Raw genomic sequence first — 25,982 nt, 5'->3', positions numbered from 1 at the left:
GAAACAGACGACAAGGCCAGGCTTTCCGCCTGGCCTTTTTTTTATCCCTCCGTGTTTTTCCCGTCAGGCCGTGCGTAAGTCGCGGCTGCTGTTCATCGCGCGCGCGGCGAAAAAAGCGAGCATCGCCGACGCCATCGCGTTGAAGACGAACAGCCCGCTGGGCCCGATCACGCTCATCAGCAGCGACGCCAGCGCCGGGCCGACCATTCCGCCGAACGAAAACATCAGCAGCAACGTGGCCGTGATCGCCACACGGCGGTGCGGCTCGGTCCGGTCGTTCACGTGCGACACGATCAGCCCGTATTGCGTAAAGGTGACCGCCACGTAGGCGAGCGTCGCGATCCACACGAAGCTACGCTCGTGCAGCACCGCGAGCGCGGCGCTCAGCAGCGTCGAAGTCAGCGCAATGCGATACACCAGCCGACGCCTGTCGATGGTGTCGGACAAACGCCCCATCGGCCATTGCGGCAGCAGCGCCGAAAACAGCGCCGTGCCCATGAACGCGGATAGCTCCGCAGTCGAGAAACCGGTGCGCGTCAGATAAACCGGCGTCATCGAATAAAAACTGCTGTAGAGAAAACCGGCGAGCACGCAGCCGGGAATCGCGAGCGGCGTCGAGGCTTTCATCGCCAGTACGCTGTCCTTCCACGTTTGCGTCGGCATGCGCGTCAGCGCCGCATCGGACACGCGCAGCGGCCAGCCTTCGAGCAGCGTCACCGGCAGGATCGCGGCGGCGAACAGCGCGGCGACGATGGATAGCTGCGCGGTGCCGGACGCGTCGCCGGTATTGAGCAGGAACTGGCCGGAGCCCACGGCGAGATAGTTGATCGCCGCATAGGAGCCGAAAACCTGGCCGCGCCGCTCGTTTCTGACCACGCCGTTCAGCCAGCTCTCGATGGACGTGTACAGGCCCATGAACGCGAATCCCGTCATGAAGCGGATCAGCGCCAGCGCCGGCAGCGATTCGAAGCGTCCGAACGCCAGCGCCAGAATCGCGACGACCGATGAAAACGCGACGAAGGTCCGATGCTGGCCGATCCGGTCGATCAGCCGCCGGTTGAACACGGCCCCGACCATGAAGCCCGCGTAGTAGCACGATTGAATCAGACCAACCGCAAACATCGCCGCGCCCGCATTCAGCAGTCGCAGCGGGATCAGCGTCTGGAACAGACCATTGCCGAGCGTCAGCAGCGCATAGCCGCCCAGCAGGCCCATTAACGCGCGATATTCGCTTGGCGGCGGCGAACCCGCAGGCGTCTGAACGTCTAACGTTAGCGGCGGCGTTTTTCTTCCCAGCAGCTTGGCTTCCGACAGCGGGCCGGTGCGTGGCGTCTCCAGATTGATGGGTTCTGCGGGTAATGCAGGGTCGTGGCTTTTTTGAACGGATTCTTCGTTTGTTTTTGACATGACACTCTTCGAGGTTCCGCATTCGCTGGGGAAGGTCGGCTCTGGCCGCTCTGACGGCACGCCCCCGGAGTCTTCCGGCAGGCCGCCGGACAAGGGTTTGTCCCAGTTACAGAATCTCTCGCACGAGCTTCGAAAGCGATTAGATAACGGCGTCTTATGAAGATGGTAACGGTCTGTGATGGTGCAACACCCTTGTTTTTGACTTCCTATCGTGTCAACTATGCGCAGTTCAGTGACCAGCGATGACGAAGCGAATTTTCATCAGATAAGGGTGTACAGATGAGCATGAAACACAAATACGCGGGCATTCTGACCGCGGTCCCCACCTCGCTGGACAAGGCGGGACAGTTCCAGCCAGCACCGTTGTATCAGCACATCCAGCGTCTCGCGTCGGCCGGGACCGACGGTGTGGTGCCGTTGGGCGGCACCGGTGAATACACGTCGCTGTCGGCAAAGGAACGGCTGCGCGTGGTCGAGACCTCGATCGAGGCAGGCGCGGGCAAGCTTCATGTGGTGCCGGGCATCCTGTCGCCGGGTATCGGCGATGCGGTGGACAACGCAAAGGCGTTCGTCGCCGCGGGCGCCAAGGCGCTGATGGTCGTCACGCCGTACTATTTCCGCCCGACCCAGGACGGCATTGTCGACTACTACAAGAAGTTCTCCGATCAGGTCGACGCGGACATCATCCTCTATGAAATTCCGTACCGTACCGGCGTATCGCTGCACTACGAAACAGTGGCGCGGCTGGCCGAACTGACGCGCGTGGTCGGCATCAAGGCATGCAACCCGGATCTCGCGCAGCAAATGCGCGCGGCCGAACTGAGCGCGTCGAAGATCGCCATTCTGAGCGGCGAAGAAGACGTGCTGCCGCTGCATGTTGCAATGGGCGCGGTCGGCGGGATCATCTCGAGTTCGAATCTGATTCCGAAGCAATGGGCGAAGGTCCTGTCGCTCGCATCCAGCGGCAAGCTTCAGGAAGCCGTTGCGCTGCATGCAACGTTGCGTCCGCTGATCGACGCCATTTTCGCCGAGCCGAACCCGGCCCCGATCAAGGCCGCGCTCGCGCTGCAGGGTTATGACTTCGGCGACGTGCTGCTTCCCATGTTGCCCGCCTCCGACGCGCTCCGTGCCCGTCTGGCGAGCGTCGTCGCGCCGATCGTCGCGCGCGAATCCGAGTAGACCACTCACCCAATAAAAGGCCAACGCCATGTCAGCTGCTTCGAAAATCATCATGCCCCGTCGCCGGTTCTTGCAGGCGGCGGGCACGACTCTCCTCTCGACCGCCATCGCTGCGCCGATGGTCATCACCTCGCGCAAGGCCATGGCGGCCAGCAACCTGACGGTGGTGAGCTGGGGCGGCAACTATCACGCGGGCGTCGAAGAAGCGCTGGCGAAGCCGTTCGAGAAAGAGTTCGGCGTTCACGTGACCCTCGTCGATACGCCCGACCTCGCGAAGGTCAAGGCCCAGGTGATGACGAACAACGTCCAGTGGGACGTTTTCGACGCCGTCGGCCCGATGGCGATGACCGGCGCGAAGAACGGCTACTGGGAACCGCTCGATCCGGCGCTCTTCAATCGCAGCGACCTGATCGCGCCGATGACGAAATACGCGGTGCCGTTGTACGGCTTCACGGGCGGCATCTGCTGGGACAACAGCAAGTTCCCGGATGGCAAGCATCCGCAGACGTTCGCCGAATACTTCGACGTGAAGAAGTTTCCGGGCCAACGCACGCTGCGCAATCGCGCGAGCGAGACGCTGGAAATCGCGTTGCTCGCCGACGGCGTCGCGCCGGACAAGCTGTATCCGCTCGATGTCGACCGTGCTTTTAAAGCGCTCGACCGCATCAAGCCGTTCGTCGGCAACTGGGTGGATCAGACGCCGCAAACCGTCACGCTGGTGGAAACCGGTCAGGTCGATTTCAGCTACACGTACTCGACACGCGTGAAGGCGGCGCAGGAAGCCAGCAAGCCGATCGACTTCTCGTTCAAGCAGAACCTGATCGGTCTCGAATACCTGGTGGTTCTGAAGAACTCGCCGAACAAGGCGAACGCGATGAAGTTCGTGCAATTCGCCCTGCGCCCGGACCGTCAGGCCGCGCTGATGAATGCGCTCGGCAATACGCCGGCCAGCCGCAGCGCGATGCCGATGTTGAAGCCGGAAGTGCGCAAGTGGATGTCCGACCCGTTCAACAAGATGAACGTGATCAGCAACGACGCATGGTGGGCCGATCACTACGACGAACTGACGTTGCGGTTCAAGGAATGGGCGCTCGGCTGAACGTGTTGTGGTCCCGATGCCCGCAGTCGGGGCATCGGGAGTCATGGTTAAGGAGGGGTTATGAAATCACGTGTTGACGGACTGTTATACGTCGGGCCAGCCACCGTATTCCTGTTTTTCGTCCTGTTTGTTCCGCTCGCCTACGTCGTCTATACGAGTTTCTGGATTGGGGGCAGCCCCTCCTTGTCCGCGTATCAGCGGTTGCTCGGAAGCGACCTGTTTCTGCGCACGCTTTGGTCGACGTTCCAGATCAGCATTACGGCTTCGGTGGCGAGCCTGTTGCTGGGTTATCCGATCGCGATGCATCTTGCGAAGCAGACGCCGCGCAAGCGCGCGCTGTACATGGTTCTCGTGCTCGTGCCGTTCTGGACCAGCATTCTCGTCAAGAGCTATGCGTTCACGGTGCTGCTGGGCCGCGATGGACTCGTGAACCAGTTGCTGTCGGCGGCATTTCATACGCGGGTGCAACTGCCGATGCTGTTCAACCGCTTCGGCGTGATGGTGGGGATGACGAACTACCTGATTCCGTTCATCGTATTTCCGGTGCTGGCCAGCCTTCTGTCGATCGACAAATCGCTGTACCGCGCGTCCGAAATCATGGGCGCGAAACCGCCGCGTATCTTCTTCCGCATTACGTTGCCGCTGAGCCTTCCGGGGATCGCCGCCGCGACGTTGAGCACCACCGTGATGTCGATGGGCTTCTTCGTCATACCGGCGCTGCTGGGCGGACGCAAGGACGCGATGATGTCCAACCTCGTCGACTTCTATACCCGCGAGACGATGGACTGGAACATGGCCTCGGCAATCGGCGTGATCCTGCTTGCTATCGTCACATTGGCGGCAATGGGCGCGGAACAGTTTCAGCGGCACGACGCGAAGAAAAAGGTGATGGCATGACAACATCGATCGATATGGATCTCCGCACGGCGACAGCGCCGGGCGTGGTGATCGACAGGCAGGAGCGGCGCTACGCGAGGCTTCGCAATGTCATTGCGTTTGCGGTGTATGCATTCATTCTCGTGCCGACGCTGATCGTGATTCCGATCTCGTTCGGCGGCAACGGTGAACTGACGTTTCCGCCGCGCGTGTGGTCGCTCGAGTTGTACGAGCAGTTGTTCAGTTCGTCGGCGTGGGTCGGGCCGATACTTCAGAGTCTCAAGGTGGCCGGTTTGACGATGGTCGTGTCGATCCTGATCGGCGTGCCGGCTTCGTATGGCCTCGTGCGCTTCGATTTTCCCGGCAAGCGCTGGGTGATGTTGCTGCTGATGAGCCCGATTCTGGTACCGGTCATCGTGATTTCGCTCGGCCTGTATCTGTATCTGTCGCGGTTGCATCTGGTGGGCACGACGGCGGGGCTGGTCGCGAGTCACGTCGCGTACGTCACACCGTTCATGATGATGACGGTGATGGCGGGCGTCAAAAAGCTCGACCCGGCACTGGAGTTCGCGACGACCATCATGGGCGCGAATCGCAGAACCGTGTTCTTCAAGGTGGTATTGCCGCAGTTGCGGCCGTCGATGTTCGCGGGCGCGTTGTTCGCGTTCCTCGTGTCGTTCGACGAAGTCGTGATCGCCTGGTTCCTGACGAGCCCGACGACAACCACGCTACCCGTCAAGATGTACAGCAGTATCCAGTGGGATATATCGCCGGTGATTGCCGCCGTCTCGGCATTGCTGACGGTGCTGTCACTCGTGTTCTGCTGTCTCTCGGTATTTCTGCAGCCAGCAGCATCTGAATCGTCACATTGAGGTCGGAGAAAAGCATGTCACACGTACTGCTCGAGAAAAATGGGCGGCCTTCGGCCCGTACGAATTCATCGGTCAACGGAAACCTGGACACCATGTCGACCTCAATCAACGCCGGGGACAACATGATCGTGTTCAACGGCATCAGCAAGAGTTATGGCAATTCGGTCGCGTTGCACACCACCGATTTCACCGTGCGTAAAGGCGAATTCCTGAGCCTGCTGGGTCCGAGCGGATCGGGCAAAAGCACGATCCTCAACATCATCGCCGGCGCGGTCGCGCCGTCCACGGGAAGCATCCTGCTGGACGGCAAGGACGTATCGACGGTGCCGCCGCGCGAGCGTGGTCTGGGCATGGTGTTTCAGAACTACGCATTGCTGCCGCATCTGAACGTATTCGACAACGTCGCGTTTCCGTTGCGAATTCGCGGCGTGGCGAAGTCGGAGATCCAGCAGCGCGTGCGCAATGCGCTGGAACGGGTCGGCCTGACCGGCTACGAAAACCGCAAGCCGCGCGAGATGTCCGGCGGACAGCAGCAGCGCGTCGGTATCGCGCGTTGCATCGTTTATTCGCCGTCGGTCATTCTGATGGACGAACCGCTCGGCGCACTCGACAAGAAACTGCGCGACCAGCTTCAGGGCGAGATCAAACGCCTGCACCGCGACCTGGGAACGACGCTCGTCTACGTGACGCACGACCAGGAAGAAGCGCTGAATCTGTCCGACCGCGTGTGTCTGATGAACGGCGGACGCATTGCGCAACTCGGCACGCCCGATGAGCTTTACTTCGAGCCGGTAAGCGAATTCGTCGCGGACTTCGTCGGCGAATCGAATCTGCTGGAAGGCGTCGTCGTGTCCGACGACACGGTGGCGATCAACGCGAAATGGTCGATCAAGGTGCGGAGCACGGAAGGGCACTCGATCGGTTCGAAGGTGAAAGTGCTGGTCCGGCCGGAGAAAATCTCGGTGCTCGACGACAACGAAACCGAAGTCGCAGGTGCCGGCGGCGCGAACGAATGCACCGGTGTCATCTCGCAGATTTCGTTCGTGGGCGGCATGACCCGCTTCGAATTGACGACAACCGATGGCCCGACGCTGCTGGTCAAGACCATCTCCGCACGCGCCGCCGAGCGCTCGCCGCTGGGCCGCCCGCTGACGGTCCGCTGGTCGGCTCGCGACAGCGCTGTTCTGAAAAAATAAATCCGCTATGAATTCATCCAGCCTTATTGCAGCAATGATGGAGTTGGTGGGCGACGCCAACGTGATCGACGCGCCGTCCGACATGGAGCCGCATCTGATCGACTGGCGCAAGCGTCATTCGGGAAAAGCCGCGTGCGTGGTGTTTCCGCGAACCACGGAGCAGGTGTCGAAAGTGCTCGCGTTCTGCAACGACAACGGCGTCAAGGTGTTTCCGCAGGGCGGCAATACCAGCGTGTGCGGCGGTTCGGTGCCGGATCACAGCGGCCAGAGCGTGCTGCTGAACATGCGCAAGATGAACCGTATCGTCGAGCTGAATCCGCGCAATAACTCGATGACGGTCGAGGCCGGTTGCGTGCTCGCCGACATTCAGTCGGCCGCGCTCGAAGTCGACCGTCTGTTTCCGCTGACGCTCGGTGCCGAAGGCTCGTGCCAGATCGGCGGAAATATTGCGACCAATGCGGGCGGCACGAACGTGCTGCGCTTCGGCAATACTCGCGACCTGATTCTCGGGATCGAGGTGGTGCTCGCGGACGGCCGTATCTGGAACGGCCTGCGCTCGCTGAGAAAAAACAACAGCGGCTACGATCTGAAGAACCTCTTTATCGGGTCGGAGGGAACGCTGGGTGTGGTGACGGCGGCCACGCTGAAGCTGTTTCCGAAACCGCACGCCATCGCGACCGCGATGCTCGGCGTGGACACCGTGTCCGCCGCCGTCGATGAAGGCCTGAAGTTGCAGGCCGCGTTTCCGGGCGAACTGGTCGGTCTCGAACTGATCTCGCAAAGCGAGTTCGACATCTCGCTGCGGCATGCCGACAACGCGCGCAACCCGTTCCAGAAAACGCCCAACTGGACCGTGCTGGTCGAACTCGCCGCTGCAACGGGCACGAGCGAAGCACTCGCGGAACGGTTGACCGACGCCCTCAGCGGCTCGTTCGACAACGGCGTCGTGCAGGACGCGCTGATTGCGTCGAACGAACAGCAACGCGCGGAGCTTTGGGGCATCCGGCATCACGTCACCGAGGCGAACGGCCGCGAAGGGATGGGGCTGACGCACGACATCGCCGTGCCCACGTATCGCATTCCCGACTTCGTCGAACTCGCCGGGCAGGCGCTGGCCGAACACTATCCGGCGGCGGTGCCGGTCGTGGTGGGCCACATGGGCGACGGCAATCTCCACTACATCGCGATGTTCACCCACGAGTACTGGGCGAATGTCGCGGACAAGGCGGCCGTTCAATTGAAGCTGAGCCATCTGCTCTACGACATCGCTGCCGGAATGGGCGGCACCTTCAGCGCGGAACATGGCATCGGCTCGCTGCATGTTTCGGAAATGGGCATCTACAAAGATGCAGCCGAGATCGCGCTGATGCAACAGTTCAAGCAACTACTCGACCCGAAGGACACGATGAATCCGGGCCGCGTGCTGCCGAACCAGGTGGCCGCTCAGGACCATTGAATGGCACTCTCCAGCGTTGCCGATTATCGTCGGGCGGCGAAGCGATTTCTGCCGGATTTCGCATTCAGTTATCTGGAAGGCGGAGCGGAAGACGAAGTCACCATGCGCCGCAACCGAGCCGCGTTCGAGCGGGTCACGCTGGCGCCGCGTGTGCTGGTCGACGTGACTTCGGTGAATACCGGGGTCACGCTGGCGGGTTCCGACGCCGCGTGGCCTGCCGTGGTCGGCCCGACGGGTCTGAACGGTCTCTACCGGCGCGAGGCGGAGGAGACGCTGGCCCGTTCCGCGAACGCGGCGGGTCTGCCGTTCGTGCTGTCCACCGCGTCGACGAGCCTGCTCGAAGACGTCCGTCGTGCATCGGACGGCGATCTCTGGCTACAACTCTATGTGCAGCAGGACCGGCGTATCGCCGAGGACATGATGGCGCGCGCGCGAGCCGCCGGTTTCTCGACGCTTCTGCTGACGGTCGATACGCCTGTCACCGGCCAGCGCGATCACTACGCCAGAACGGGCTTCACGCTGCCTCTACGCTGGTCGCCGACACTGCTGTGGGACATCGCCACGCATCCGCGCTGGACCGCCATGGTCGGCGTGCATGGCGTGCCGGAACTGGTCAACCTCGCGCGCAGTGCGCGGCTAGGTCCGGGGATCGAAGCACAGGCCGCCGCGCTGAGCCGTCAGATGGACACGTCGCTTAACTGGAGCGACCTGGCGTGGGTGCGCCGTCACTGGCCCGGCAAGGTTCTCGTGAAAGGCATCCAGACGGCCGCCGATGCCGTCAACGCGTCGCGCCACGATGTCGACGGCGTCGTGCTGTCCAACCATGGCGGCCGTCAACTCGACGGCGCGCCCAGTTCGCTTGAAATCCTGGTCGACACCGTATCGGCGACTCCCGACGAATTCATTGTGCTGATCGACGGCGGCATCCGGCGCGGCAGCGACATTGCCAAAGCCGTGGCGCTAGGCGCCGACGGCGTTTTGCTGGGTCGCGCGCCGCTGTACGGCCTGGCCGCCGATGGCTCGCGCGGAGTCGGCGACGTTCTGTCGATGCTCAAAAAGGAACTCGAGATTTGCATGCGGCTTCTCGGCTGCCCCGACATCGGATCGCTCGACGCGAGTTACATCGCGAGCCTGCGCGATCCGTATGTACGGCACGCCTTGTCGGAAGCCGCCGACTTGACGGAGAAATTGTTGTGACTGAATCTGTTTTCCGCTTTCACCAGGGCACGCTGCCCTTGCTGATTTCGATCCCGCATCTGGGTACCGACATCCCGGACCCGATCCGCAGCCAACTGACCGATGTCGCGTCGCAGGTCGCCGATACGGACTGGCACCTCGACACGCTGTACGACTTCGCGAGGCTGTCGGGTGCGTCGGTACTCGGCGCCCGATACTCGCGCTACGTGATCGATCTGAATCGCCCGTCGAGCGGCGAGAGTCTTTATCCGGGACAGACAACGACGGGACTCTGCCCGACCGAAACGTTTCGCGGCGAACCTCTTTACCTTTCAGGGAAGGGGCCGGACAAAGATGAACTCGCGGCGCGGCTGCAAGACTACTGGAGCCCCTATCACGCGAAATTGCGTGAAGAGCTTGATCGTCTGAAGGCACAGTTTGGTGCCGTGCTGCTGTGGGAAGCGCATTCGATTGCCAGCGTGCTGCCGCGTCTGTTCGACGGCAAGCTGCCGGATCTGAACCTCGGCACGAACTCGGGCAAGAGTTGCGATAGCCGCATTCTCGACGCCGTCACGCAGAGTCTCGAAGGCCAGCCGTTCACGTGGGTGACGAACGGGCGCTTCAAGGGCGGCCATATCACGCGCGAATACGGTTGTCCCGAGCAGGGCATTCACGCGATCCAGCTGGAGATGTGCCAATCGACGTATATGAACGAAACGGTTCCGTTTGCGTATCGCCCGGATCTGGCCGCGCAGGTGGCGCCGGTGGTCGAGCGCATGGTCATGGCGGCAGTGGATACGATGCTCGCGCTGCCTGACTGATTCAGCGGGCAGTTCGAGCAGCTCAAAGCACGTCGTATACGACGTGCTTTTTTATTGCCGTGATCGCCACGAAAAAAGCCGTCTCTGCATCAGCGATTGCAGAGACGGCTTCGCATTTCCACTTCGAATAAACCCATGCGGCACAGCAGCCGCATGAGATACCCGAGCACTTACAACGATCGCGTCAACGACGGCACCACCTCGAACAGATCGCCGACCAGACCGTAATCGGCGACGCTGAAGATAGGCGCATCGGCATCCTTGTTGACCGCCACGATCACCTTCGAGTCTTTCATACCCGCCAGATGCTGGATCGCGCCGGAAATGCCGACCGCGACATAGAGTTCGGGCGCGACGATCTTGCCGGTCTGGCCGACCTGCCAGTCGTTCGGTGCATAGCCGGAGTCGACCGCCGCGCGCGACGCACCGACAGCCGCCCCGAGCTTCTCGGCCAGCGGGTCCAGCAACGCGAAGTTTTCCTTGCTGCCCAGACCACGGCCGCCCGATACGACGACACGCGCGGCGGTCAGTTCAGGGCGATCACTCGTTGCGACCTCACGGCGGACAAAAGTCGACAGACCCGAATCCGCAACCGCAGGCACGGTTTCAATCGCCGCATTGCCGCCTTCCGCGCGGGCTGCATCGAAGGCTGTCGTGCGGATCGTCGCGACCTTGACCGGATCGCCCGACTGCACCGTGGCGATCGCGTTGCCCGCATACACGGGACGCTGGAACGTGTCGGCCGATTCGATCGCGATCACGTCGGAAATCTGCGACGCGTCGAGCTTTGCCGCGACGCGCGGCGCGGTGTTTTTACCGGCGGCCGTCGCGCAGAAGAGGATGTGCGAGTAGTCCTTTGCCAGCGCCAATACCTGAGCGGCGATGTTCTCGGCCAGGCCTTCGGCCAACTGGGGTGCATCGGCGAGGATGACCTTGTCGACGCCCGCGACCTTGCTCACCGCATCGGCGACGCCTTGTGCATGGCTACCCGCCACGAGAACATGGACGCCGTTTGCAAGCTGCGTCGCAGCGGCGATAGTGTGAAGCGTCGCGCTTCTGATTTGAGCGTTGTCGTGTTCGGCAATAACGAGCGTCGTCATTTAAATCACCTTGGCTTCAGTTTTCAGTTTTTCGACCAGCGCAGCGACGTCCGGCACCATCACGCCGGCCTTGCGCGCGGCGGGCTCGACCACCTTCAATGTCTTCAGGCGCGGCGCCGGATCGATGCCGAAGTCGGACGGCTTGACCACGTCAATAGGCTTCTTCTTCGCCCTCATGATGCTCGGCAACGTCACGTAGCGCGGCTCGTTCAGACGCAGGTCCGTGGTGATAATCGCGGGCAAACGCAGCGATACGATTTCCACGCCGCCGTCCACTTCGCGGGTGACCGTGGCCATACCGTCGACGATGTCGATGTTGCTTGCGAAGGTGGCCTGCGGCCAGTCGAGCAGCGCGGCGAGCAACTGGCCGGTCTGGCCCGCGTCGTCGTCGATGGCCTGCTTGCCGAGAATCACCAGTTGCGGCTGCTCTTTGTCGACGACGGCCTTCAGCAATTTGGCGACGGCGAGCGGTTGCAACTCGGCGTCGGTCTCCACCAGCACGCCGCGATCCGCGCCGATCGCCAATGCGGTGCGCAGCGTTTCCTGGCTCTGCGTCAGACCGCACGACACGGCGATGACCTCGCTCGCGTGGCCGGCTTCTTTCAGGCGCGTGGCCGCTTCGACGGCGATTTCGTCGAACGGGTTCATCGACATTTTCACGTTGCCGATGTCCACGCCGCTTTGATCCGCTTTCACGCGGACCTTGACGTTGTAGTCGACCACACGCTTTACCGCGGTAACAATTTTCATCTCATCTTCCTCATCAATTCAGTCGTTTATGCGGATGCGGGACGGCTCGATGGTCACGAGCACGGCGAGTCGCGGCGGTTCGCCCGACGCCGCGACCGCCTTTGCGGCGTTCAGTTCGAGGGGACGCGTCACGTCGTTGACGATCAGCACTTCGCCGGACTCGACATGGCCCGCGCGCCCGGTGCCGTCCTCGCGGAACGAGCAGCGGCTATCGAGCGCGACGACGACGGCCGCGCAGTTCAGCGGCACGGTCATCCGGTCGACGATCGCGCGAACCCGGGCCCGGTAGCGGCCTCGGGCGCTCATGACATTGAGTACGGTGACCGGTCCGTCGATCAGCGACGCATTCCATGCAGGGCCGCCGTCGAACTCGACGGCTTCGAACGGCTTGAGCATGACGGTCGCGTGGGCGTCGCGCAGCGCGACTCCGCCGCCGCGCATCACCAGCGAGATCCGCGAGATGCCTTCGAAGCGCGAGTACGGGCCGTCGCGCTCGACCTCGGCCAGACTGATGCGCCATTGATCGCTGCCCGTCGCCAGGGTTCGGGTGACCCCGCCGCCGTTGCGCCAGGGCTCGCCGGGAACCGATGCGAGGGGGCGCACATCGATTGCAGACATGATGTTGGCCTCAGGACACCGCGCCGAGACCGTACTTGCCGGTCAGCAGTTCGCCAGTCGCAAAGCGTTCGATCGAGTACGGCTTCAGCGAGACGTCGGTCGGCAGGCCGAGGGCTTCCTGCGCGAGTACGCGCCCTACAGTCGGCGAAAGTTTGAAGCCGTGGCCAGAGAAACCGTATCCGACTACCAGGCCTTCGATGCCGGGCAATTTGCCGAGTACGGGATTCCAGTCCGGCGTCACGTCATAGACGCCCGTCCACGACGACGCGATCCCGGCGGTCTCGTATTCCGGGAAGCGTTCGGCAACCTGCGCACCGACTTCGACGATGTAGTCCATCGGAATGTCGCCTTGCTCGACTTCCGCCGTATTGAGTTTTTCGCCGACGATGCCTTCGCTCACCAGCATCTGGCTGCCGCCGTAGCTGCGGTAGTAGAGCATGCCCGGCGACGCCAGATCCTTGAACACCGGCATCGAGAACGTGTATTTGGCCGCGTCGCATTCGAGCGCGAGCACCGCGTGACGTTCGGGCATGACCGGCAGTGTCTTGCCGGTCCATCCCGCGAGTTCGGGGGTCCAGATGTTCTGCGTGCTGATCACCATCGAGGTCTTGAAGTCGCCGATGCTGGTCGACACGCCGACCACCTTGCCGTTCTCGATCAGGATCCGGTTGACCGACGCGTTCTCGCGAATCGTCACGCCGCCGCGACGGGCCGCGCGGGCAAAGCTGGTGGCCACCAGGTAGGCGTCGGCGAAACCTGCTTCGGGCTCGTAGCCGATCAGCGCGGCATCGCCGAAGCGGGCGATGGGCAGCAGTTCGCTGGCCTGCTTTGCATCGAGCAGTTCGAGCGGAATGCCCTGTTCTTTCTGTTGATCCAGTGACGCGCGCAACGGTTCGAGCTTGTCGCCTTCACCGGCGACGATCATGTAGCCGCATTTGACCAGGCCGCACGATGCTTCGTCGTCGCCGAGATAGGACGAGAAATTGTTGAACACGTCCCACGATTTACGCGCCAGCTCCACATTTTCCTTCACCGAGTAGTGGGTGCGCAAAATGCCCGACGACTGCGATGTCGTTCCAGCCCCAATCGTGCCCCGGTCGAGCACGAGCACGTTCTTCGCGCCGAGTTTCGCAAGCTGGAACGCTACCGAACTGCCGATAACGCCCGCTCCGATCACCACCACATCATATGTATTCACGTTCCGCTTCCTTTTGAGCAAGGTGTGAGCGAAGTGTGATGCGGCAAAAACAAGGGTCCAGAAATATAAGCGGATTCGATTTTTAGCAAAAGCGCCCGTCAGGATGCGGATCGGCGGCGCGCAGCTTCGGGGTGAATCGACCCGGCCACGCCGCTCCCGCAGGCGTCAGGCGGATGAAAGACTGCGGCGGCACATCAAGTGTGCTTATCCAAAGAATAAGAAAGTGTCGTGAAAGATGCCGTGGGTTTTTTGCGTGCATAGCCTGTGTGTCGACGGTATGCGGTTCAGCCGGAAACGCCCTCAGGCGAGGGAGCTTTCGCAGTCGCTTCACCTCGCCGATCGGGTTTCACCACTACGTGTGAGAGGCCAGTCATGTCGAAGTCGAATCATCCCGCCCAGTCTCCGGAGCGGCGGCAGTTCCTGACGGGAGTCGCGGGCATTGCAGTCGCCGCCGCCACCTCGCCATTGCTACTTCATTCGAAACGCGCGTTTGCCGCCGATCAGCAGATGACGCTGGTCACCTGGGGCGGTGCGTACCGGCAGGCGCTGGAAGAGTCGGTGGTCAAGCCGTTCAGCAAGGAGACCGGCATTCAGGTGACGATCGTCGATACGCCTGACATGGCCAAGCTCCGTGCGCAGGTCCAGACGAACAATGTGCAGTGGGACGTGTTCGACGCGCCCGGCGCGCTCGGTGTGGCCGGCGCGAATGCGGGTTTGTGGGAGCCGCTGGACCCCGCGATGTTCGACCGTGGTGATCTGATCATCGACATCAAGAACAATCTTTTGCCCTGGTATGTGTTTGTCGGCGGCGTGGCGTGGGACCCGAAGAAATATCCGGCGGGAAAGCATCCGAAGAATTTCGCCGAATATTTCGACACGAAGGCGTTTCCCGGTCGACGCACGTTTCGCAATCGTCCCAGCGAGACCTTCGAAGCCGCGTTGCTGGCCGACGGCGTGTCGCCGAAACATCTTTATCCGCTCGATATCGACCGCGCGTTCAGATCGCTGGAGCGCATCAAGCCGGACGTGGTCAAGTGGATCGACCAGACGCCGCAGACCTTGACCCTGCTTCAGACCGGCGAGGCGGATTTCACTTACACGTATGCGTCGCGCGTGCGACCCGCAAAGGCGGGTGGCCAGTCGGTCGATTTCTCGTTCGACCAGACGGTGAACGGTTTCGAATATCTCGCCATCGTCAAGAACGCGCCGAACAAAATAGCCGCGACCAAATTCCTCGCCTTCGCCGCACGTCCCGACCGGCAGGCGGCGTTCATGGAACTCATCGGCAATACGCCGAGCAGCAAGAAAGCCCTCACGCTGATGAGCGCGGACAGCCGCAAATGGATCCCCGATCTGCAGTCCGCCAACAGCGTGCTGATGGACGACGGCTGGTGGGCGAAGAACTTCGACGACGTGACGCGGCGCTTCAAGGAGTGGGCAATGTCGTGAGTCGAACACGGCAGCCTGTAGATGTTTTTCACCGAGACATTCAGTTAAGGAATTGAGATGCAGACGAGAACAAACAACGACGACCTTGCTCAACTCAAGCGACGCGTCGATATGGCGGGGACATTTGGCTGGTCGATGGTTTCCGGTATCACCGCGATCGTGTTGCGTGAGAAGGGCGAAGCTGCGCTGAACAACGTCTGGCGAACCTTGATGACGGCCGAGCAGTCGCAGCGCTTTGTCGAGGCGCTCGACAAACTGGGCATCGTCGGCGATACGCCTGCCGTGACGGCGGCCAAGTATCACTATTTCAGCAATTCGATTGGCGGCATCAACATGCAGTACATGGAGGAGTCGCCCAAAAAAGTGTGGATACGCTATCTGCCGCCATGGGGATCGTTTCCGGGCATCTCGGCGCTGACCGTGCCGACGTCGGTGCGCCGAACGATTCTGTCGACGTGGCATCCCCGCAATGGCGAATTGCTCGGTTGCCCGCGCCTGGGTTGGGTGGCGACCAAGTTCGTCGCGGAAGGTCATCCGTACGACGAAGGTTATTTCCTCGAATACGACCACGATCTGAAACCGGAGGAGCGTTTCCGAGTACAGCACGTCGAGAAGACACCGGAATTCGATGCGTCGAAGGCGCCGAAACTTGACCCGGTTGCCTGGCCCGAAGCGCGTGTTCTGAAGGGCAGTGCGAACTACGCATCGGATTACGTCACGCATGTGATCGAGGCCGTCGTTCAACTGTTCGGAATTAACGCGGCCTGTCAGATCGTCGAATCGGCGATGAGACTGCTTGCCGTGCAATTTACGCCTTCGCTGAAGGCACTTTCTGGTGTGGAAGGCAATCGCCCTGCGGCGCTGGCGCAGATGTACGCGACGATGATGGGTGCGTTCAAAAATGCACCGCAGTGGAAAAGTACCGGAGACGATTCTGCGGAATTGATATTCGATACGTTCGAGCCGTTCCCGTTCCAGCGATCGGACCAGATGCGCCGCGCTGTCTTCGCGTTCTTCGATATCGGCGTGCGTACGCTCAACGGCCACATCAAACTGGAGCGCGAATTCGACAGCAGTACCGGCATCGAGCGATGGACATTCGTCGATACTCACACATGGCTCTGGTAACGGGATACCGAAATGAACTACTTCTCGGCGGATGAGAGTATTCCGGGCCTGTTACGTGAATGCGCGCGGGACAATCCCGCGCATGTTTTCTGCCGGTCCGATGACTTCGCGTTGACCTACGCGCAACTCAATGAGCGCGTCAACCGGCTTGCCAACGGCCTGGCGAGTGTCGGCGTCGCGGCTGGCGACCGGGTTGCGGTGATGCTTGCGCATCACATCGATCACGCGCTGGCGTTTTTTGCGCTGATGAAATTGGGCGCGGTGCAGGTGCCGGTGAATACGCATCTCAAAGGCGCCGGACTCGAACACGTCGTCACGCACTCGGACCCGCGCTTCGCGATTGCGGACGATATCTACGCAGATGTCCTCAAACCGATTCTGAGCGCAACGTCCAGCTTGAAAACAGTGTGGCGCGGCGCCCGTCCGTCGTGGTCGCCGGATGCCGAAACGTTCGAAACGCTGGCCGCGCACGGCAACGCGGACGAGCCGCCATACGACGCCAAAGACGCGGACCTGCGGGCCATTCTCTACACCTCCGGCACGACGGGTCCGGCGAAAGGCGTGCAGATGACCGACCGCATGTACCGCGCGGCCGCGCTCGGTTCATCGTGGATCGGCTCGATTACGCCAGGCAGTGTGCTGCATTTCTGGGACCCGATTTATCACGTGTTCGGCAGTGAAGTGCTGGTGATGGCGTTGATGCAACCGGTTACGCTCGCGTTCGTGCCGAAGTTCAGCGCGTCGAAGTTCTGGGACGAAGTGGCCCGGTATCAGGCCACGCATCTGCACTTTGTGGGCGGCGTGATGCAATTGCTGCTGAAGCAGCCGCCATCGGATGCGGACACGACACACGGTCTGAAGGTGGCATGGGGCGGCGGTGCGCCGGTCGACGTGTGGGCCGAATTTCAGCGGCGTTTCGGCGTGCCGGTCCGTGAAGGCTATGGGATGACGGAGACGTCGAGCTTCAGCGTGATCAATATCGACGGCAAGCTTGGCTCGATCGGCAAGGCGGTCGATTATTTCGACGTGGAGATCGTCGATGACAACAGTCGTCGGCTGCCTGCCGGTCAGATCGGCGAAATACGTGTGGCCGAACGGGAGCCGGGAACGCTGACGCGCGGGTACTTCAGGAGCGACGACAAGACCGCCGAGGCGATTCGCGACGGCTGGCTTTATACCGGCGATCTCGGACGCGAGGACGAAGAAGGATATTTATTCTTTCTCGGCCGCAAGAAAGACAGCTTGCGGCGGCGCGGTGAAAACGTCTCTGCGTGGGAAGTGGAGAACGTCGTGAACTCGCATCCCGATGTGGAAGAAAGCGCGCTGATCGGCGTGGTCAACGAGTTCTCGGACGAAGACCTGAAAATCTTCCTGAAGCTGAAATGCGAACCTGCTGCTTTCGATCACATCGCGTTCGTCGCGTGGTGCGAAGAACGGATGGCGCGCTTCCAGGTGCCGCGTTTCATTGCGATCGTCGAAAGCTTTTCGAAGACGCCGACGCAGAGAATCCAGAAGCAGACGTTGTCGGCGAAGATGGACGATTGCTGGGACGGCGGCGCGCAGCGCGTCGTAACGTCCGCATAACGGTATGAATCGACAGGCGGCATTATTGCCGTTTGTCGATAGCATCGAAGCGCTCTTGAAGTTCTGTTCGCGTTACACGGCTACATGTGTTTCATCGAGCTTCGCGGCATACGAATCAAAAATCCCGGGCGGCAGCTTCGGCAGCGCCGATCGTAAAGAAGGCGCAATCACGTCGCGAACGATAGCAATCGACTCGCGTGTCACCGACTCGGCGACATCGGACCACTCGGCGCGGCGCGTTAGCAGATAAAAGTGCCGGTGCCCGAGTCGCGTTTGCGGCAATGGAACGATGCTGATGTCGCCGAGATGCACCCGCGACTGCCACAGGCAGAGCGGCGACGTAATCGCGCAACCGAAACCGGCAGCCACCAGGCTCAGAATCGGATCGGTATCGTCGAATTCATAGCGACGGGGCGCGTAGAAATTCATGTGGGTGATGAAACGTTCGATCTGCTGCCCGATCACCGATCTCGCCGTGTATCGCAGCAACGGCAGTTCGCGCAGTATCTGCTGAAACTCGACGGGCGCGCTCGAATTGCGCCTGTTTTTAGGCGCAACCGCGACCAGGCATTCGGAGAAAAGCGGCCTCAGTTCGACCCGTTTGGGATCGAGTGTGGCTTCGGTGCAAATGGCCAGATCGAGTTCGCGATTCACCAGTTGCTCGCTGAGTGCGGGTGTGAGACCCGACCACATCGAGAAGTCCTGCGCTTTCTCGGGCAAGCGCCGAACGAGATGCGGGCCGACCGTGGCCGCATAAGAGTCGACACAGCCAATGCGCAGATTCGCGACGCCGGTTTTGGCCGCGGCGCGTACATTCAGCGCAACCGCTTGCGCGTGTTCCAGCAGCGCGCCCGCCTGTTCGAACAAAATTTTTCCCGCAGCATTCGGGCGTACAGGCCGGAAGTCGCGGTCGAACAACGACACGCCCTGTTCGCGTTCGAGGCTGGCAATCAGCTGACTGACCGCACTTTGAGTGACGCCGAGGACGCGCGCGGCCTCCGTCATCGACTTCGTTTCGCAGACCGCGACGAATGCCTGAAGTGCCCTTAAATCGACGCCATTGATCGAATTTCGCATGCTTTTTTCCTCCGCATGCCATGCTGCGGCCGCGATAAAAGTTCGACGGCAAAGCAAGCCGCGATTGTGTGGAGCATAAGAAATCCTTATGTCGCGAAGCGGGTGTTTCTGGAGTTTTACGATGGCCCGGCCTGAGATGCGCTCATGGCTGCACTCAGTGTCGAACGGCGCACGGCGACGATGACGACGCACGTTGCGCCGACGGCCAGAAAAACCCTGCAATGAAACGCCTCTTTCACATGAACACACAGACTCTTGTCGAGAAATTTGGTCCGCGCGAATCGATGGAATACGACGTTGTTATCGTTGGCGGCGGTCCGGCCGGACTCTCCGCTGCGATACGGCTCAAGCAGATGGCCGCGCAGCGCAACGCCGAAATCAGTGTCTGCGTGCTTGAAAAGGGTTCTGAGGTAGGGGCGCACACGCTCTCCGGCGCGGTGATGGACCCACGCGCGCTCAACGAACTCATTCCCGACTGGAAAGAGCAGGGCGCGCCGTTGAATGTCGAAGTCACCGAAGACCGCTTTCTGTTTCTGTCGGAGAAAGGGGCGCGGCAGGTGCCGAACTGGCTGCTGCCCGACAATTTCATGAACCATGGCAACTATGTCGTGAGTCTTGGCAACGTGACGCGCTGGCTGGGTGCGCGTGCCGAAGAACTGGGCGTCGAGATTTTTGCGGGATTTCCCGCGGCCGAAGTGCTGTATGGCGAGCGAGGAGAAGTTCTCGGCGTCGCGACGGGCAACATGGGCCTCGGAAAAGACGGTGAGCCGACCGACGCGTTCCAGCTCGGCATGGAGCTGCACGCCAGGTACACGTTGTTCGCCGAAGGCGCACGCGGACACCTCGGCCGTCAGTTGATCGAACGATTCAGGCTGGATGAAGACGCCGATCCGCAGGTCTACGGTCTGGGCATCAAGGAATTGTGGGAGATCAATCCGGCGATGCACAAGCCAGGTCTCGTCATTCACACGGCGGGCTGGCCGCTCGAAAACGACACCTATGGCGGCTCTTTTCTCTATCACCTCGATAACAATCAGGTGGTGGTCGGCTTCGTCGTGGGACTTGGATATACGAATCCGTTTCTGTCGCCGTTCGAGGAGTTCCAACGCTACAAGACGCATCCGGCGATCCGCAAGTTTCTCGAAGGTGGCAAGCGCGTTTCGTATGGCGCTCGCGCGATCGCGGCCGGCGGACTCATGTCGCTGCCGAAGCTGGCATTTCCCGGTGGCGCATTGATCGGATGCGAAGCCGGCTTTCTCAATGCGTCGAGAATCAAGGGTAGCCACGCGGCTATTTCGAGCGGCATGCTGGCGGCGGAGGCGGCGTTCGATGCGCTGCAAGCGGGACGTCAGCGTGATGTGCTGGTCGAGTACCCGGAGGCTTTCGACCGGTCCTGGTTGAAGCAGGAACTGCATCGTGCCCGCAATTTCAAACAGTGGATGAGCAAGGGGCTGCTGGCCGGAACGTTCATGGTCGGGCTCGAACAGAAGCTGTTGGGTGGACGTGTGCCGTGGACGCTGCATCATCGGCATTCGGATAACGAGACCCTGAAGCCCGCCGCCGAATGCAAACCGATTGTCTATCCGAAGCCCGATGGGAAGCTGACTTTCGATCGGTTGTCATCGGTGTTTCTTTCGAATACGAATCACGAGGAAAATCAGCCGGCGCATTTGACGTTGAAGAATTCGTCTGTACCGATTGATGTGAATTTATCAAAGTATGCTGGCCCGGAGGCGAGGTTCTGTCCGGCCGGTGTTTATGAATTTGCGACGAACGGGGACGGGAAAGAAGCGCTCGTGATCAATGCGCAGAACTGTGTGCATTGCAAAACATGCGATATTAAAGACCCGACGCAGAACATCGTGTGGGTGACGCCGGAGGGCGGCGGCGGGCCGAATTATCCGAATATGTGATGGGGGTGCGCGGTGCGGGTTTCGATTCGCGCTGTGCGAAGATGCCGAGGTTATCGGCGGACTGTTCATCAAACGGGGTGGTGTTTCTGCACGGTTCGCTGACGTTTTCGAAATTTTTGATTCAGGACCGACCTGCGCCGACGCCACCTGTCAGTTGCCCCCGCGCGCGATAGCCTCCGAACTGCAACAGGACAGCGCTAGGCGCTTTGATTTTTAGACGCGATGGCGGATGGGTCGACACCGCAAACCGCGGCAGCGGCGGAGCCAACCTGAGGTCGGTCCTCCAGATTCGCTGCATCACGCGCGGAACAGAAATCTTCAGGGTCGGTAACGTCTGACAACGCATCGACGCCTTCCGCCAGTCTTTGATTGCGTCGCCAGCTTGCCGGCGGTGTGCCAAATTCTCGCTTGAATGCGCGATTGAACGCTGCCTCGGATTCATAGCCGACGTGCTGTCCTACCGCCGCAATCGACCGCGTTCCGGTGCGCAACTCCTGGGCCGCGACCTGCAGGCGCCATCTCGCCAGATATTGCATTGGCGGCTGGCCGAGCAGTTGAGTGAACCGTTGCGCCAAAGCCGAACGCGAGAGTCCCACCTTGCGCGCAAGTTCGTCGACCGTCCAATTGTGAGCAGACTGCGCATGCAGCAGCGCGAGGGCGCGTCCCACGAAGCGGTCGCTGACGCCTGCGAGCCAGCCCTTGCGGTCATCGGGCAGCGCGTCGATACAACGTCGTACGGCCTCGACGAAAAGCAGTTCCGAGAGCCGCGCGAGCACGATCGCGCTACCCACACGCCATTCCGCCGCTTCGGCCGCCGCGAGCTTGAGCGACGACTCGAGCCACGCCGATTGCGGATCATTGCGCATATCGACTTTGAAAATACGCGGCAGCGCTGAGAGGACAGGATTGGTCAACGAGTCGTCGCAGGCAAGAAAGCCGCAAATCAGACGTGTGCGGGTGCCGCCACCCCCGTAGCTCAATTCCATCACCTCACCGGGCGTCGTTTTCATGTAATGGGACAGCATCGTGTCTGCGGGTGCGGGCGTCAGTTCGAGCGAGCTACCCATCAGATGGGCTTCCCCTTGCGGCACGACAAGCAGTTCGCCCGCGTCCAGATGGATTGTCGAAGCAGGATCGTCGACAAGCCGGGCACGACAGCTTCCTTCGGTGATGAGGTGATACGAGACGATGCGCTCGGCACGCGGCAGGAAGGTGGCACATAACGCCTGAGTGACGTTGCCGACCACGCACCACGGCGCTGTGAAGTCGCCGTTTAGATAAACCGCCCCACCCAGACGAACGAAGCGCAGTACATCAGAAAGAGCATCCATAGACTCGCTCATCCATTTCGGCGTCCTGCGCAAAACATCTGGACGCCTGGTCATTCATCAATACGTCTTGCGTCCCGATACTAGCACTCAAGGAAACGAGCAACAACGGAACGTCAAGACGATCCGCAAACCGCGACCAGGAGGCCGACGTGAATCAGGCGAAGACGTTTAAAGGGCAATGCTTTTGCGGAGCTGTGCAGTTTGATGTGACGGGGACGCCAGCAGGCATGGGCTATTGCCATTGCGAGTCGTGTCGCCATTGGTCGGGTAGCCCCATCAATGCGTTCACGTTGTGGAGGCCGGAGGCGTTGCGCGTCACACGTGGCGCTAACGAGGTTGGCACTTACAACAAGACCTTTAACAGCTATCGAAAATGGTGTCAGGTGTGCGGTGGACATCTCTTTACGGAGCATCCGGGTCTTGGTCTTATCGATGTGTACGCAGCCGTTCTGGAGGACTTTCCTTATGAAGCCTGCGTACATGTCCACTATTCCGAGGCCATATTTCGTATGAAGGACGGCTTGCCGAAACTGAAGGATCTGCCGCGGGAAATGGGTGGATCGGGCATCGGCGTCGTGGAATAGCCGTCGGGTCCATTAGAAGATATCGCACGTCGCCCGATCGTCGCGCGGGTGTGTGCACAAGGCAATTTCGCGGCGCGATCGGAAATGGGCTGCAACGCGCCGCCCATTTTTTCTCAGGAGTGTTTCATGTCCGCTGTTGATTCCTCTCTCTCACCTGTTATCGACTTCACCGCTGTCAAGCGTCGTCAGCAAGCTGCGTGGTCGACGGGTAATTACGCTGTGGTCGGCACGACGCTGCAGATCGTCGGAGAACATCTTTGCGAAGCGCTCGACTTGCGCGCCGGAAGTCGCGTGCTCGACGTGGCGGCCGGTAACGGCAATGCGACGCTTGCTGCCGCGCGCCGCTGGTGCGATGTCGTGTCGACTGATTACGTGGCATCGCTGCTGGAGTCGGGACGTGCACGTGCGTCAGCAGAAGGGCTTCCCGTGGTATTCGAGGAAGCGGATGCCGAAGCATTGCCTTATGCAGACGGCTCTTTCGACGTCGTCATGTCGACGTTCGGTGTCATGTTCACGCCCGATCAGGAAAGGGCTGCAGCCGAACTCGCGCGCGTTTGCAAACCGGGCGGCCGGATTGGTCTTGCGAACTGGACTCCGGAGAGCTTCATCGGACAGGTATTCAAGACGATCGCAAAGTACATTCCTCCGGCGGCGGGCGTGGTGTCGCCTGCACTATGGGGGACGAAGGCGCGACTGGAAACGCTGTTTCAAGGGAATGCCAGCAAGATTGTGACGACGAGCCGCTACTTCACGTTTCGTTACCGTTCCCCGGCGCACTTCATGGAGATATTTCGTGCGTACTACGGACCGGTGAACAAAGCGTTCGCCGCGCTCGACGAAAATCAGCAGGCTTCGCTCTTCGCCGAGCTGATGACGCTAATAAGCAGCCGCAACCGGTCGGGCGACGCAACGCTTGTTCTGCCGAGCGACTATCTCGAAGTCGTGGTGGAGCGATCATGAACGCAATCAGGCGCACGGTCCGGGCGCTGATCAGCGTTGGCGTGCGCCTGTGGACGATGGCGTGGCTGATGAGTTTGCAGCATCGCCCGCTGCTTGTCGCATTGCCGTTGTGTTCATCGGTGTGCTTTTTCAGTGTCAGGTTTGTTCTGTCGACGCTTGGTATCTCGGTCTAATTGGGTGGATATAAGCCGGTCACTTCGCCGCGTCGGATTCGCGGCGAAGTGATTTGACCGTAGGCGCGCCGACCATATAGGCGGCGATCAGATTGCACGCGAGCGTTCCCACCCGGAATGTCCGGCGCGAGCGCGTTCATCGTGAAGCTCAGCGCATAGCGGGCGTCACGATGAACGAGCCGATGCTGATGGCGACAAGCTCGCACACCGAAGCCATGACTCACCCGGCGCTTGAGGCCGATTGTGCATGAGGTGTGCGGCTCTGCGTCAGCGGCAATTCACCGAGCAGCAGCACCGCGTGAACCTTGCGCAATTCATCCGCATGGTCGCGCATGAACTGACGCAAGCGCGCTTCGGTGTCCACCAGTTCCAGACACTGCGGATGCCGCATCCCGCTGATTTCTGGATGGTGATGAGAAAGCCGCTCGCCTGGCAGATACCCTGCACTGATGTGATGCGACATCGCCTGCAGGATATTGGCACGCTTCGCGACGGCGATAAGGTGATGCGCGAGCGCAGGCGCGCTGAGGTGATGCCAGAATCGCGTTGCTCGTGCACGGGTCGCGAGCGGGAAGTAAAGCCGCAGCGCTGCAATGCGCTGATCGTTGCTTTCCTGGATCATTGACCGCGTTCCTCTGTTGTCGCAGCGATATCAGCAGGCATGCCCGATTGCTTCTGATTCGCGGCCGATGCGTCCGCCGCGGCTTTCTGCCGGCGGAATCCACCCAGCTCGGCGATCCGTGTTCCGTCTGGTACGAGGAGCCGGTGCTTGCGATGCTTGCTGTGTCCGACGCGCTGCGCGTGATAGATGCCGGTGTGGCCGGAGAACAGATAGGCGGTCACGCAACCGATCGCAGCAAGCGGACCGATGCCGGTGCCGAACAATTCCATCGCCATGATCGTGGTGGCGAGCGGCGTGTTGGCCGCGCCCGAAAACACTGCAACGAAGCCGATGCCGGCCATTAGCGCGAACGGCATGTGCAACAGAGGCGCGAGTGCATTGCCGAGGGTCGCGCCGATATAGAACAGCGGCGTGACCTCGCCGCCCTTGAAGCCGGTCCCGAGCGACGCAACGGTAAAGCCGAACTTGCCGAGAAAGTCCCAAGGCTGCATCGGCTGCTGAAACGAGCGGACGATGTCGGGGATGCCCAGGCCGATGTAGTGATAAGCATCCAGGGCCCATACCGCAATCGCGATGACGATCCCGCCTACGAACGGACGCAACGGCGCATAGGTGATGGTGCTTTTCACCAGCGTGCCGAGCTTGTGGACCGTGGTGGCGAAAGCCATGCCGACCAGACCGAATACGATGCCCGCGATTACCACCGCGACGACGCTCCATGCGTTGATCGGCGAGATCGCACCGATCGCATAGTGCACGTGATGAACGCCCCAGGCCAGGCAGACCTGATCGGCGACGATACCCGCCACGATGCAGGGAAACAGCGCGTCATAGCGCATCCGGCCGATGGCGAGCACTTCCAGGCCGAACACCGCCCCGGCGAGCGGCGTGCCGAATACGGAAGCGAATCCCGCGCTCATACCGATCATCAGCAGGATACGGCGGTCCTCGTGTCCGAGGCGAAACACGTGGGTAAGCTGATCCGCCAGCGCGCCGCCCATCTGCACGGCCGTGCCTTCACGCCCAACCGACGCGCCGAACAGATGCGAGACGATCGTGCCGCCAAGCACGAGCGGCACCATGCGCAGCGGCACGACTTTCTTCGGGTCGTGAATTTCATCGATGAGCAGGTTGTTGCCCGCATCGACCGGTTTGCCCAGCAGATAGTACGTATAGCCGACCGCGAAACCGGCTACGGGCAGCAGCCAGATAATCCAGCGGTGCGCCTCGCGCCATGCGGTCGCATGATCGAGAGCAATGAGGAAGAAAGCCGACGCGCTGCCCGCGAGAGCCGCGGCGACGCAGGCGATCAGAAACCACTTGCCCAGATAAGGCAGCAGTTCGAGTTGTTCGAAGCGATGGAGTTTGTGCATTGGTCATTGTGCCGATGTTGCATGGCCTGACCAACGGGAA

At 61.1% G+C, this 25,982-nt stretch carries 24 protein-coding genes; 15 read left to right on the top strand and 9 right to left on the bottom strand.

From position 1 onward, the window contains the following. Positions 1-63 precede the first annotated feature (63 nt). Complete coding sequence (locus BLS41_RS26870; protein ID WP_074770366.1) at positions 64-1,407, bottom strand: MFS transporter; 1,344 nt, start codon at positions 1,405-1,407, stop codon at positions 64-66. Between the two features lie 279 nt (positions 1,408-1,686). On the opposite strand from BLS41_RS26870, the gene dapA reads away from it, so the two are divergent. From dapA to hutG, 8 genes are all read left to right on the top strand, one after another. Further along, positions 1,687-2,586 carry a 4-hydroxy-tetrahydrodipicolinate synthase gene (gene dapA, locus BLS41_RS26865; RefSeq protein ID WP_074770364.1) on the top strand — a complete coding sequence of 300 codons (900 nt, stop codon included), beginning with the start codon at positions 1,687-1,689 and terminating at the stop codon, positions 2,584-2,586. A 28-nt stretch (positions 2,587-2,614) separates the two neighbouring features. Further along, positions 2,615-3,685 carry an ABC transporter substrate-binding protein gene (locus BLS41_RS26860; protein WP_074770362.1) on the top strand — a complete coding sequence of 357 codons (1,071 nt, stop codon included), beginning with the start codon at positions 2,615-2,617 and terminating at the stop codon, positions 3,683-3,685. 60 nt (positions 3,686-3,745) lie between these two features. Further along, positions 3,746-4,582, top strand: coding sequence for an ABC transporter permease (locus tag BLS41_RS26855; RefSeq protein ID WP_074770360.1), 837 nt, complete (start codon positions 3,746-3,748; stop codon positions 4,580-4,582). Then, positions 4,579-5,433: an ABC transporter permease gene (locus tag BLS41_RS26850; protein WP_074770358.1), complete on the top strand. Its 855-nt coding sequence runs from the start codon at positions 4,579-4,581 to the stop codon at positions 5,431-5,433. Before BLS41_RS26855 ends, BLS41_RS26850 begins: the two co-directional genes overlap by 4 nt. Positions 5,434-5,525: 92 nt before the next feature. Next, entirely contained in the window at positions 5,526-6,629 is a 1,104-nt protein-coding gene (locus BLS41_RS26845) for an ABC transporter ATP-binding protein (protein ID WP_253189763.1), read from the top strand. A 7-nt stretch (positions 6,630-6,636) separates the two neighbouring features. After that, positions 6,637-8,085, top strand: coding sequence for an FAD-binding oxidoreductase (locus BLS41_RS26840; protein ID WP_074770356.1), 1,449 nt, complete (start codon positions 6,637-6,639; stop codon positions 8,083-8,085). Beyond that, positions 8,086-9,282 (top strand): alpha-hydroxy acid oxidase, encoded by a 1,197-nt coding sequence (locus BLS41_RS26835; RefSeq protein WP_074770354.1) that lies wholly within the window; start codon positions 8,086-8,088, stop codon positions 9,280-9,282. It abuts the gene before it with no gap. Beyond that, on the top strand, positions 9,279-10,082 hold the full coding sequence (gene hutG / locus BLS41_RS26830) for an N-formylglutamate deformylase (RefSeq protein ID WP_074770352.1): 804 nt from the start codon (positions 9,279-9,281) through the stop codon (positions 10,080-10,082). The genes BLS41_RS26835 and hutG overlap by 4 nt, the downstream gene beginning before the upstream one ends. A gap of 170 nt (positions 10,083-10,252) precedes the next feature. Here hutG and BLS41_RS26825 read toward each other — a convergent pair whose 3' ends face one another. From BLS41_RS26825 to BLS41_RS26810, 4 genes are read right to left on the bottom strand one after another with little or no spacing between them, the layout of a single operon-like run. After that, positions 10,253-11,182 carry an electron transfer flavoprotein subunit alpha/FixB family protein gene (locus BLS41_RS26825; protein WP_074770350.1) on the bottom strand — a complete coding sequence of 310 codons (930 nt, stop codon included), beginning with the start codon at positions 11,180-11,182 and terminating at the stop codon, positions 10,253-10,255. Continuing rightward, positions 11,183-11,932: an electron transfer flavoprotein subunit beta/FixA family protein gene (locus tag BLS41_RS26820; protein WP_074770348.1), complete on the bottom strand. Its 750-nt coding sequence runs from the start codon at positions 11,930-11,932 to the stop codon at positions 11,183-11,185. Between the two features lie 18 nt (positions 11,933-11,950). Then, positions 11,951-12,550, bottom strand: coding sequence for a HutD/Ves family protein (locus BLS41_RS26815; protein ID WP_074770346.1), 600 nt, complete (start codon positions 12,548-12,550; stop codon positions 11,951-11,953). Positions 12,551-12,560: 10 nt separating this feature from the next. Continuing rightward, on the bottom strand, positions 12,561-13,748 hold the full coding sequence (locus BLS41_RS26810; protein WP_074770344.1) for an NAD(P)/FAD-dependent oxidoreductase: 1,188 nt from the start codon (positions 13,746-13,748) through the stop codon (positions 12,561-12,563). Positions 13,749-14,120: 372 nt separating this feature from the next. Between BLS41_RS26810 and BLS41_RS26805 the strand changes: the two genes are divergently transcribed. The 3 genes from BLS41_RS26805 to BLS41_RS26795 are packed head-to-tail and all read left to right on the top strand — an operon-like array spanning position 14,121 to position 17,909. Further along, positions 14,121-15,197 (top strand): ABC transporter substrate-binding protein, encoded by a 1,077-nt coding sequence (locus BLS41_RS26805; RefSeq protein WP_074770342.1) that lies wholly within the window; start codon positions 14,121-14,123, stop codon positions 15,195-15,197. A 57-nt stretch (positions 15,198-15,254) separates the two neighbouring features. Then, on the top strand, positions 15,255-16,325 hold the full coding sequence (locus BLS41_RS26800) for a hypothetical protein (protein WP_074770340.1): 1,071 nt from the start codon (positions 15,255-15,257) through the stop codon (positions 16,323-16,325). 12 nt (positions 16,326-16,337) lie between these two features. Continuing rightward, entirely contained in the window at positions 16,338-17,909 is a 1,572-nt protein-coding gene (locus BLS41_RS26795; RefSeq protein WP_074770338.1) for an AMP-binding protein, read from the top strand. Between the two features lie 72 nt (positions 17,910-17,981). Here BLS41_RS26795 and BLS41_RS26790 read toward each other — a convergent pair whose 3' ends face one another. Further along, complete coding sequence (locus tag BLS41_RS26790) at positions 17,982-18,986, bottom strand: LysR family transcriptional regulator (RefSeq protein ID WP_074770336.1); 1,005 nt, start codon at positions 18,984-18,986, stop codon at positions 17,982-17,984. A gap of 239 nt (positions 18,987-19,225) precedes the next feature. Here BLS41_RS26790 and BLS41_RS26785 point away from each other — a divergent pair, with 239 nt between their 5' ends. Then, the gene (locus tag BLS41_RS26785; protein ID WP_074771207.1) at positions 19,226-20,899 is read left to right on the top strand and encodes an electron transfer flavoprotein-ubiquinone oxidoreductase; all 1,674 of its coding nucleotides are present in this window, start codon (positions 19,226-19,228) and stop codon (positions 20,897-20,899) included. Positions 20,900-21,096: 197 nt separating this feature from the next. Here BLS41_RS26785 and BLS41_RS26780 read toward each other — a convergent pair whose 3' ends face one another. Further along, positions 21,097-22,230: an AraC family transcriptional regulator gene (locus tag BLS41_RS26780; RefSeq protein ID WP_083380090.1), complete on the bottom strand. Its 1,134-nt coding sequence runs from the start codon at positions 22,228-22,230 to the stop codon at positions 21,097-21,099. 149 nt (positions 22,231-22,379) lie between these two features. On the opposite strand from BLS41_RS26780, the gene BLS41_RS26775 reads away from it, so the two are divergent. The 3 genes from BLS41_RS26775 (at position 22,380) to BLS41_RS39180 (ending at position 23,947) form a co-directional block, all read left to right on the top strand. Further along, complete coding sequence (locus BLS41_RS26775; RefSeq protein ID WP_074770334.1) at positions 22,380-22,814, top strand: GFA family protein; 435 nt, start codon at positions 22,380-22,382, stop codon at positions 22,812-22,814. 126 nt (positions 22,815-22,940) lie between these two features. Further along, positions 22,941-23,774, top strand: a complete 834-nt coding sequence (locus BLS41_RS26770) for a class I SAM-dependent methyltransferase (RefSeq protein ID WP_074770332.1) — start codon at positions 22,941-22,943, stop codon at positions 23,772-23,774. Further along, positions 23,771-23,947 (top strand): hypothetical protein, encoded by a 177-nt coding sequence (locus BLS41_RS39180; RefSeq protein ID WP_171910318.1) that lies wholly within the window; start codon positions 23,771-23,773, stop codon positions 23,945-23,947. Before BLS41_RS26770 ends, BLS41_RS39180 begins: the two co-directional genes overlap by 4 nt. Before the next feature lie 220 nt (positions 23,948-24,167). Here the strand turns inward: BLS41_RS39180 and BLS41_RS26765 are convergent, their stop codons facing one another. Together BLS41_RS26765 and BLS41_RS26760 are read right to left on the bottom strand one after the other, a co-directional pair. Next, positions 24,168-24,569, bottom strand: a complete 402-nt coding sequence (locus BLS41_RS26765) for a putative PII-like signaling protein (protein ID WP_074770329.1) — start codon at positions 24,567-24,569, stop codon at positions 24,168-24,170. Next, positions 24,566-25,942 carry a voltage-gated chloride channel family protein gene (locus BLS41_RS26760; RefSeq protein ID WP_074770326.1) on the bottom strand — a complete coding sequence of 459 codons (1,377 nt, stop codon included), beginning with the start codon at positions 25,940-25,942 and terminating at the stop codon, positions 24,566-24,568. Before BLS41_RS26760 ends, BLS41_RS26765 begins: the two co-directional genes overlap by 4 nt. Positions 25,943-25,982 lie beyond the last annotated feature (40 nt).

This window comes from Paraburkholderia fungorum (assembly GCF_900099835.1).
Taxonomy (GTDB): domain Bacteria; phylum Pseudomonadota; class Gammaproteobacteria; order Burkholderiales; family Burkholderiaceae; genus Paraburkholderia; species Paraburkholderia fungorum_A.
Note: the sequence above shows the minus strand (reverse complement) of the source record. Positions and strands in the feature narration are given on the sequence as shown.

Bases quoted from the DNA above. Each gene is read 5' to 3' on its own strand.
- BLS41_RS26855 (WP_074770360.1), top strand. From the start codon at position 3,746: ATGAAATCACGTGTTGACGGACTGTTATACGTCGGGCCAGCCACCGTA.
- BLS41_RS26845 (WP_253189763.1), top strand. From the start codon at position 5,526: ATGTCGACCTCAATCAACGCCGGGGACAACATGATCGTGTTCAACGGC.
- BLS41_RS26795 (WP_074770338.1), top strand. From the start codon at position 16,338: ATGAACTACTTCTCGGCGGATGAGAGTATTCCGGGCCTGTTACGTGAA.
- BLS41_RS26815 (WP_074770346.1), bottom strand. From the start codon at position 12,550: ATGTCTGCAATCGATGTGCGCCCCCTCGCATCGGTTCCCGGCGAGCCC.
- BLS41_RS26805 (WP_074770342.1), top strand. From the start codon at position 14,121: ATGTCGAAGTCGAATCATCCCGCCCAGTCTCCGGAGCGGCGGCAGTTC.
- BLS41_RS26850 (WP_074770358.1), top strand. From the start codon at position 4,579: ATGACAACATCGATCGATATGGATCTCCGCACGGCGACAGCGCCGGGC.
- BLS41_RS26860 (WP_074770362.1), top strand. From the start codon at position 2,615: ATGTCAGCTGCTTCGAAAATCATCATGCCCCGTCGCCGGTTCTTGCAG.
- BLS41_RS26800 (WP_074770340.1), top strand. From the start codon at position 15,255: ATGCAGACGAGAACAAACAACGACGACCTTGCTCAACTCAAGCGACGC.
- BLS41_RS26870 (WP_074770366.1), bottom strand. From the start codon at position 1,407: ATGTCAAAAACAAACGAAGAATCCGTTCAAAAAAGCCACGACCCTGCA.
- BLS41_RS26790 (WP_074770336.1), bottom strand. From the start codon at position 18,986: ATGCGAAATTCGATCAATGGCGTCGATTTAAGGGCACTTCAGGCATTC.
- BLS41_RS26820 (WP_074770348.1), bottom strand. From the start codon at position 11,932: ATGAAAATTGTTACCGCGGTAAAGCGTGTGGTCGACTACAACGTCAAG.
- BLS41_RS26825 (WP_074770350.1), bottom strand. From the start codon at position 11,182: ATGACGACGCTCGTTATTGCCGAACACGACAACGCTCAAATCAGAAGC.
- BLS41_RS26760 (WP_074770326.1), bottom strand. From the start codon at position 25,942: ATGCACAAACTCCATCGCTTCGAACAACTCGAACTGCTGCCTTATCTG.
- dapA (WP_074770364.1), top strand. From the start codon at position 1,687: ATGAGCATGAAACACAAATACGCGGGCATTCTGACCGCGGTCCCCACC.
- BLS41_RS26765 (WP_074770329.1), bottom strand. From the start codon at position 24,569: ATGATCCAGGAAAGCAACGATCAGCGCATTGCAGCGCTGCGGCTTTAC.
- BLS41_RS26840 (WP_074770356.1), top strand. From the start codon at position 6,637: ATGAATTCATCCAGCCTTATTGCAGCAATGATGGAGTTGGTGGGCGAC.
- BLS41_RS26780 (WP_083380090.1), bottom strand. From the start codon at position 22,230: ATGGATGCTCTTTCTGATGTACTGCGCTTCGTTCGTCTGGGTGGGGCG.
- BLS41_RS39180 (WP_171910318.1), top strand. From the start codon at position 23,771: ATGAACGCAATCAGGCGCACGGTCCGGGCGCTGATCAGCGTTGGCGTG.
- BLS41_RS26770 (WP_074770332.1), top strand. From the start codon at position 22,941: ATGTCCGCTGTTGATTCCTCTCTCTCACCTGTTATCGACTTCACCGCT.
- BLS41_RS26785 (WP_074771207.1), top strand. From the start codon at position 19,226: ATGAACACACAGACTCTTGTCGAGAAATTTGGTCCGCGCGAATCGATG.
- BLS41_RS26835 (WP_074770354.1), top strand. From the start codon at position 8,086: ATGGCACTCTCCAGCGTTGCCGATTATCGTCGGGCGGCGAAGCGATTT.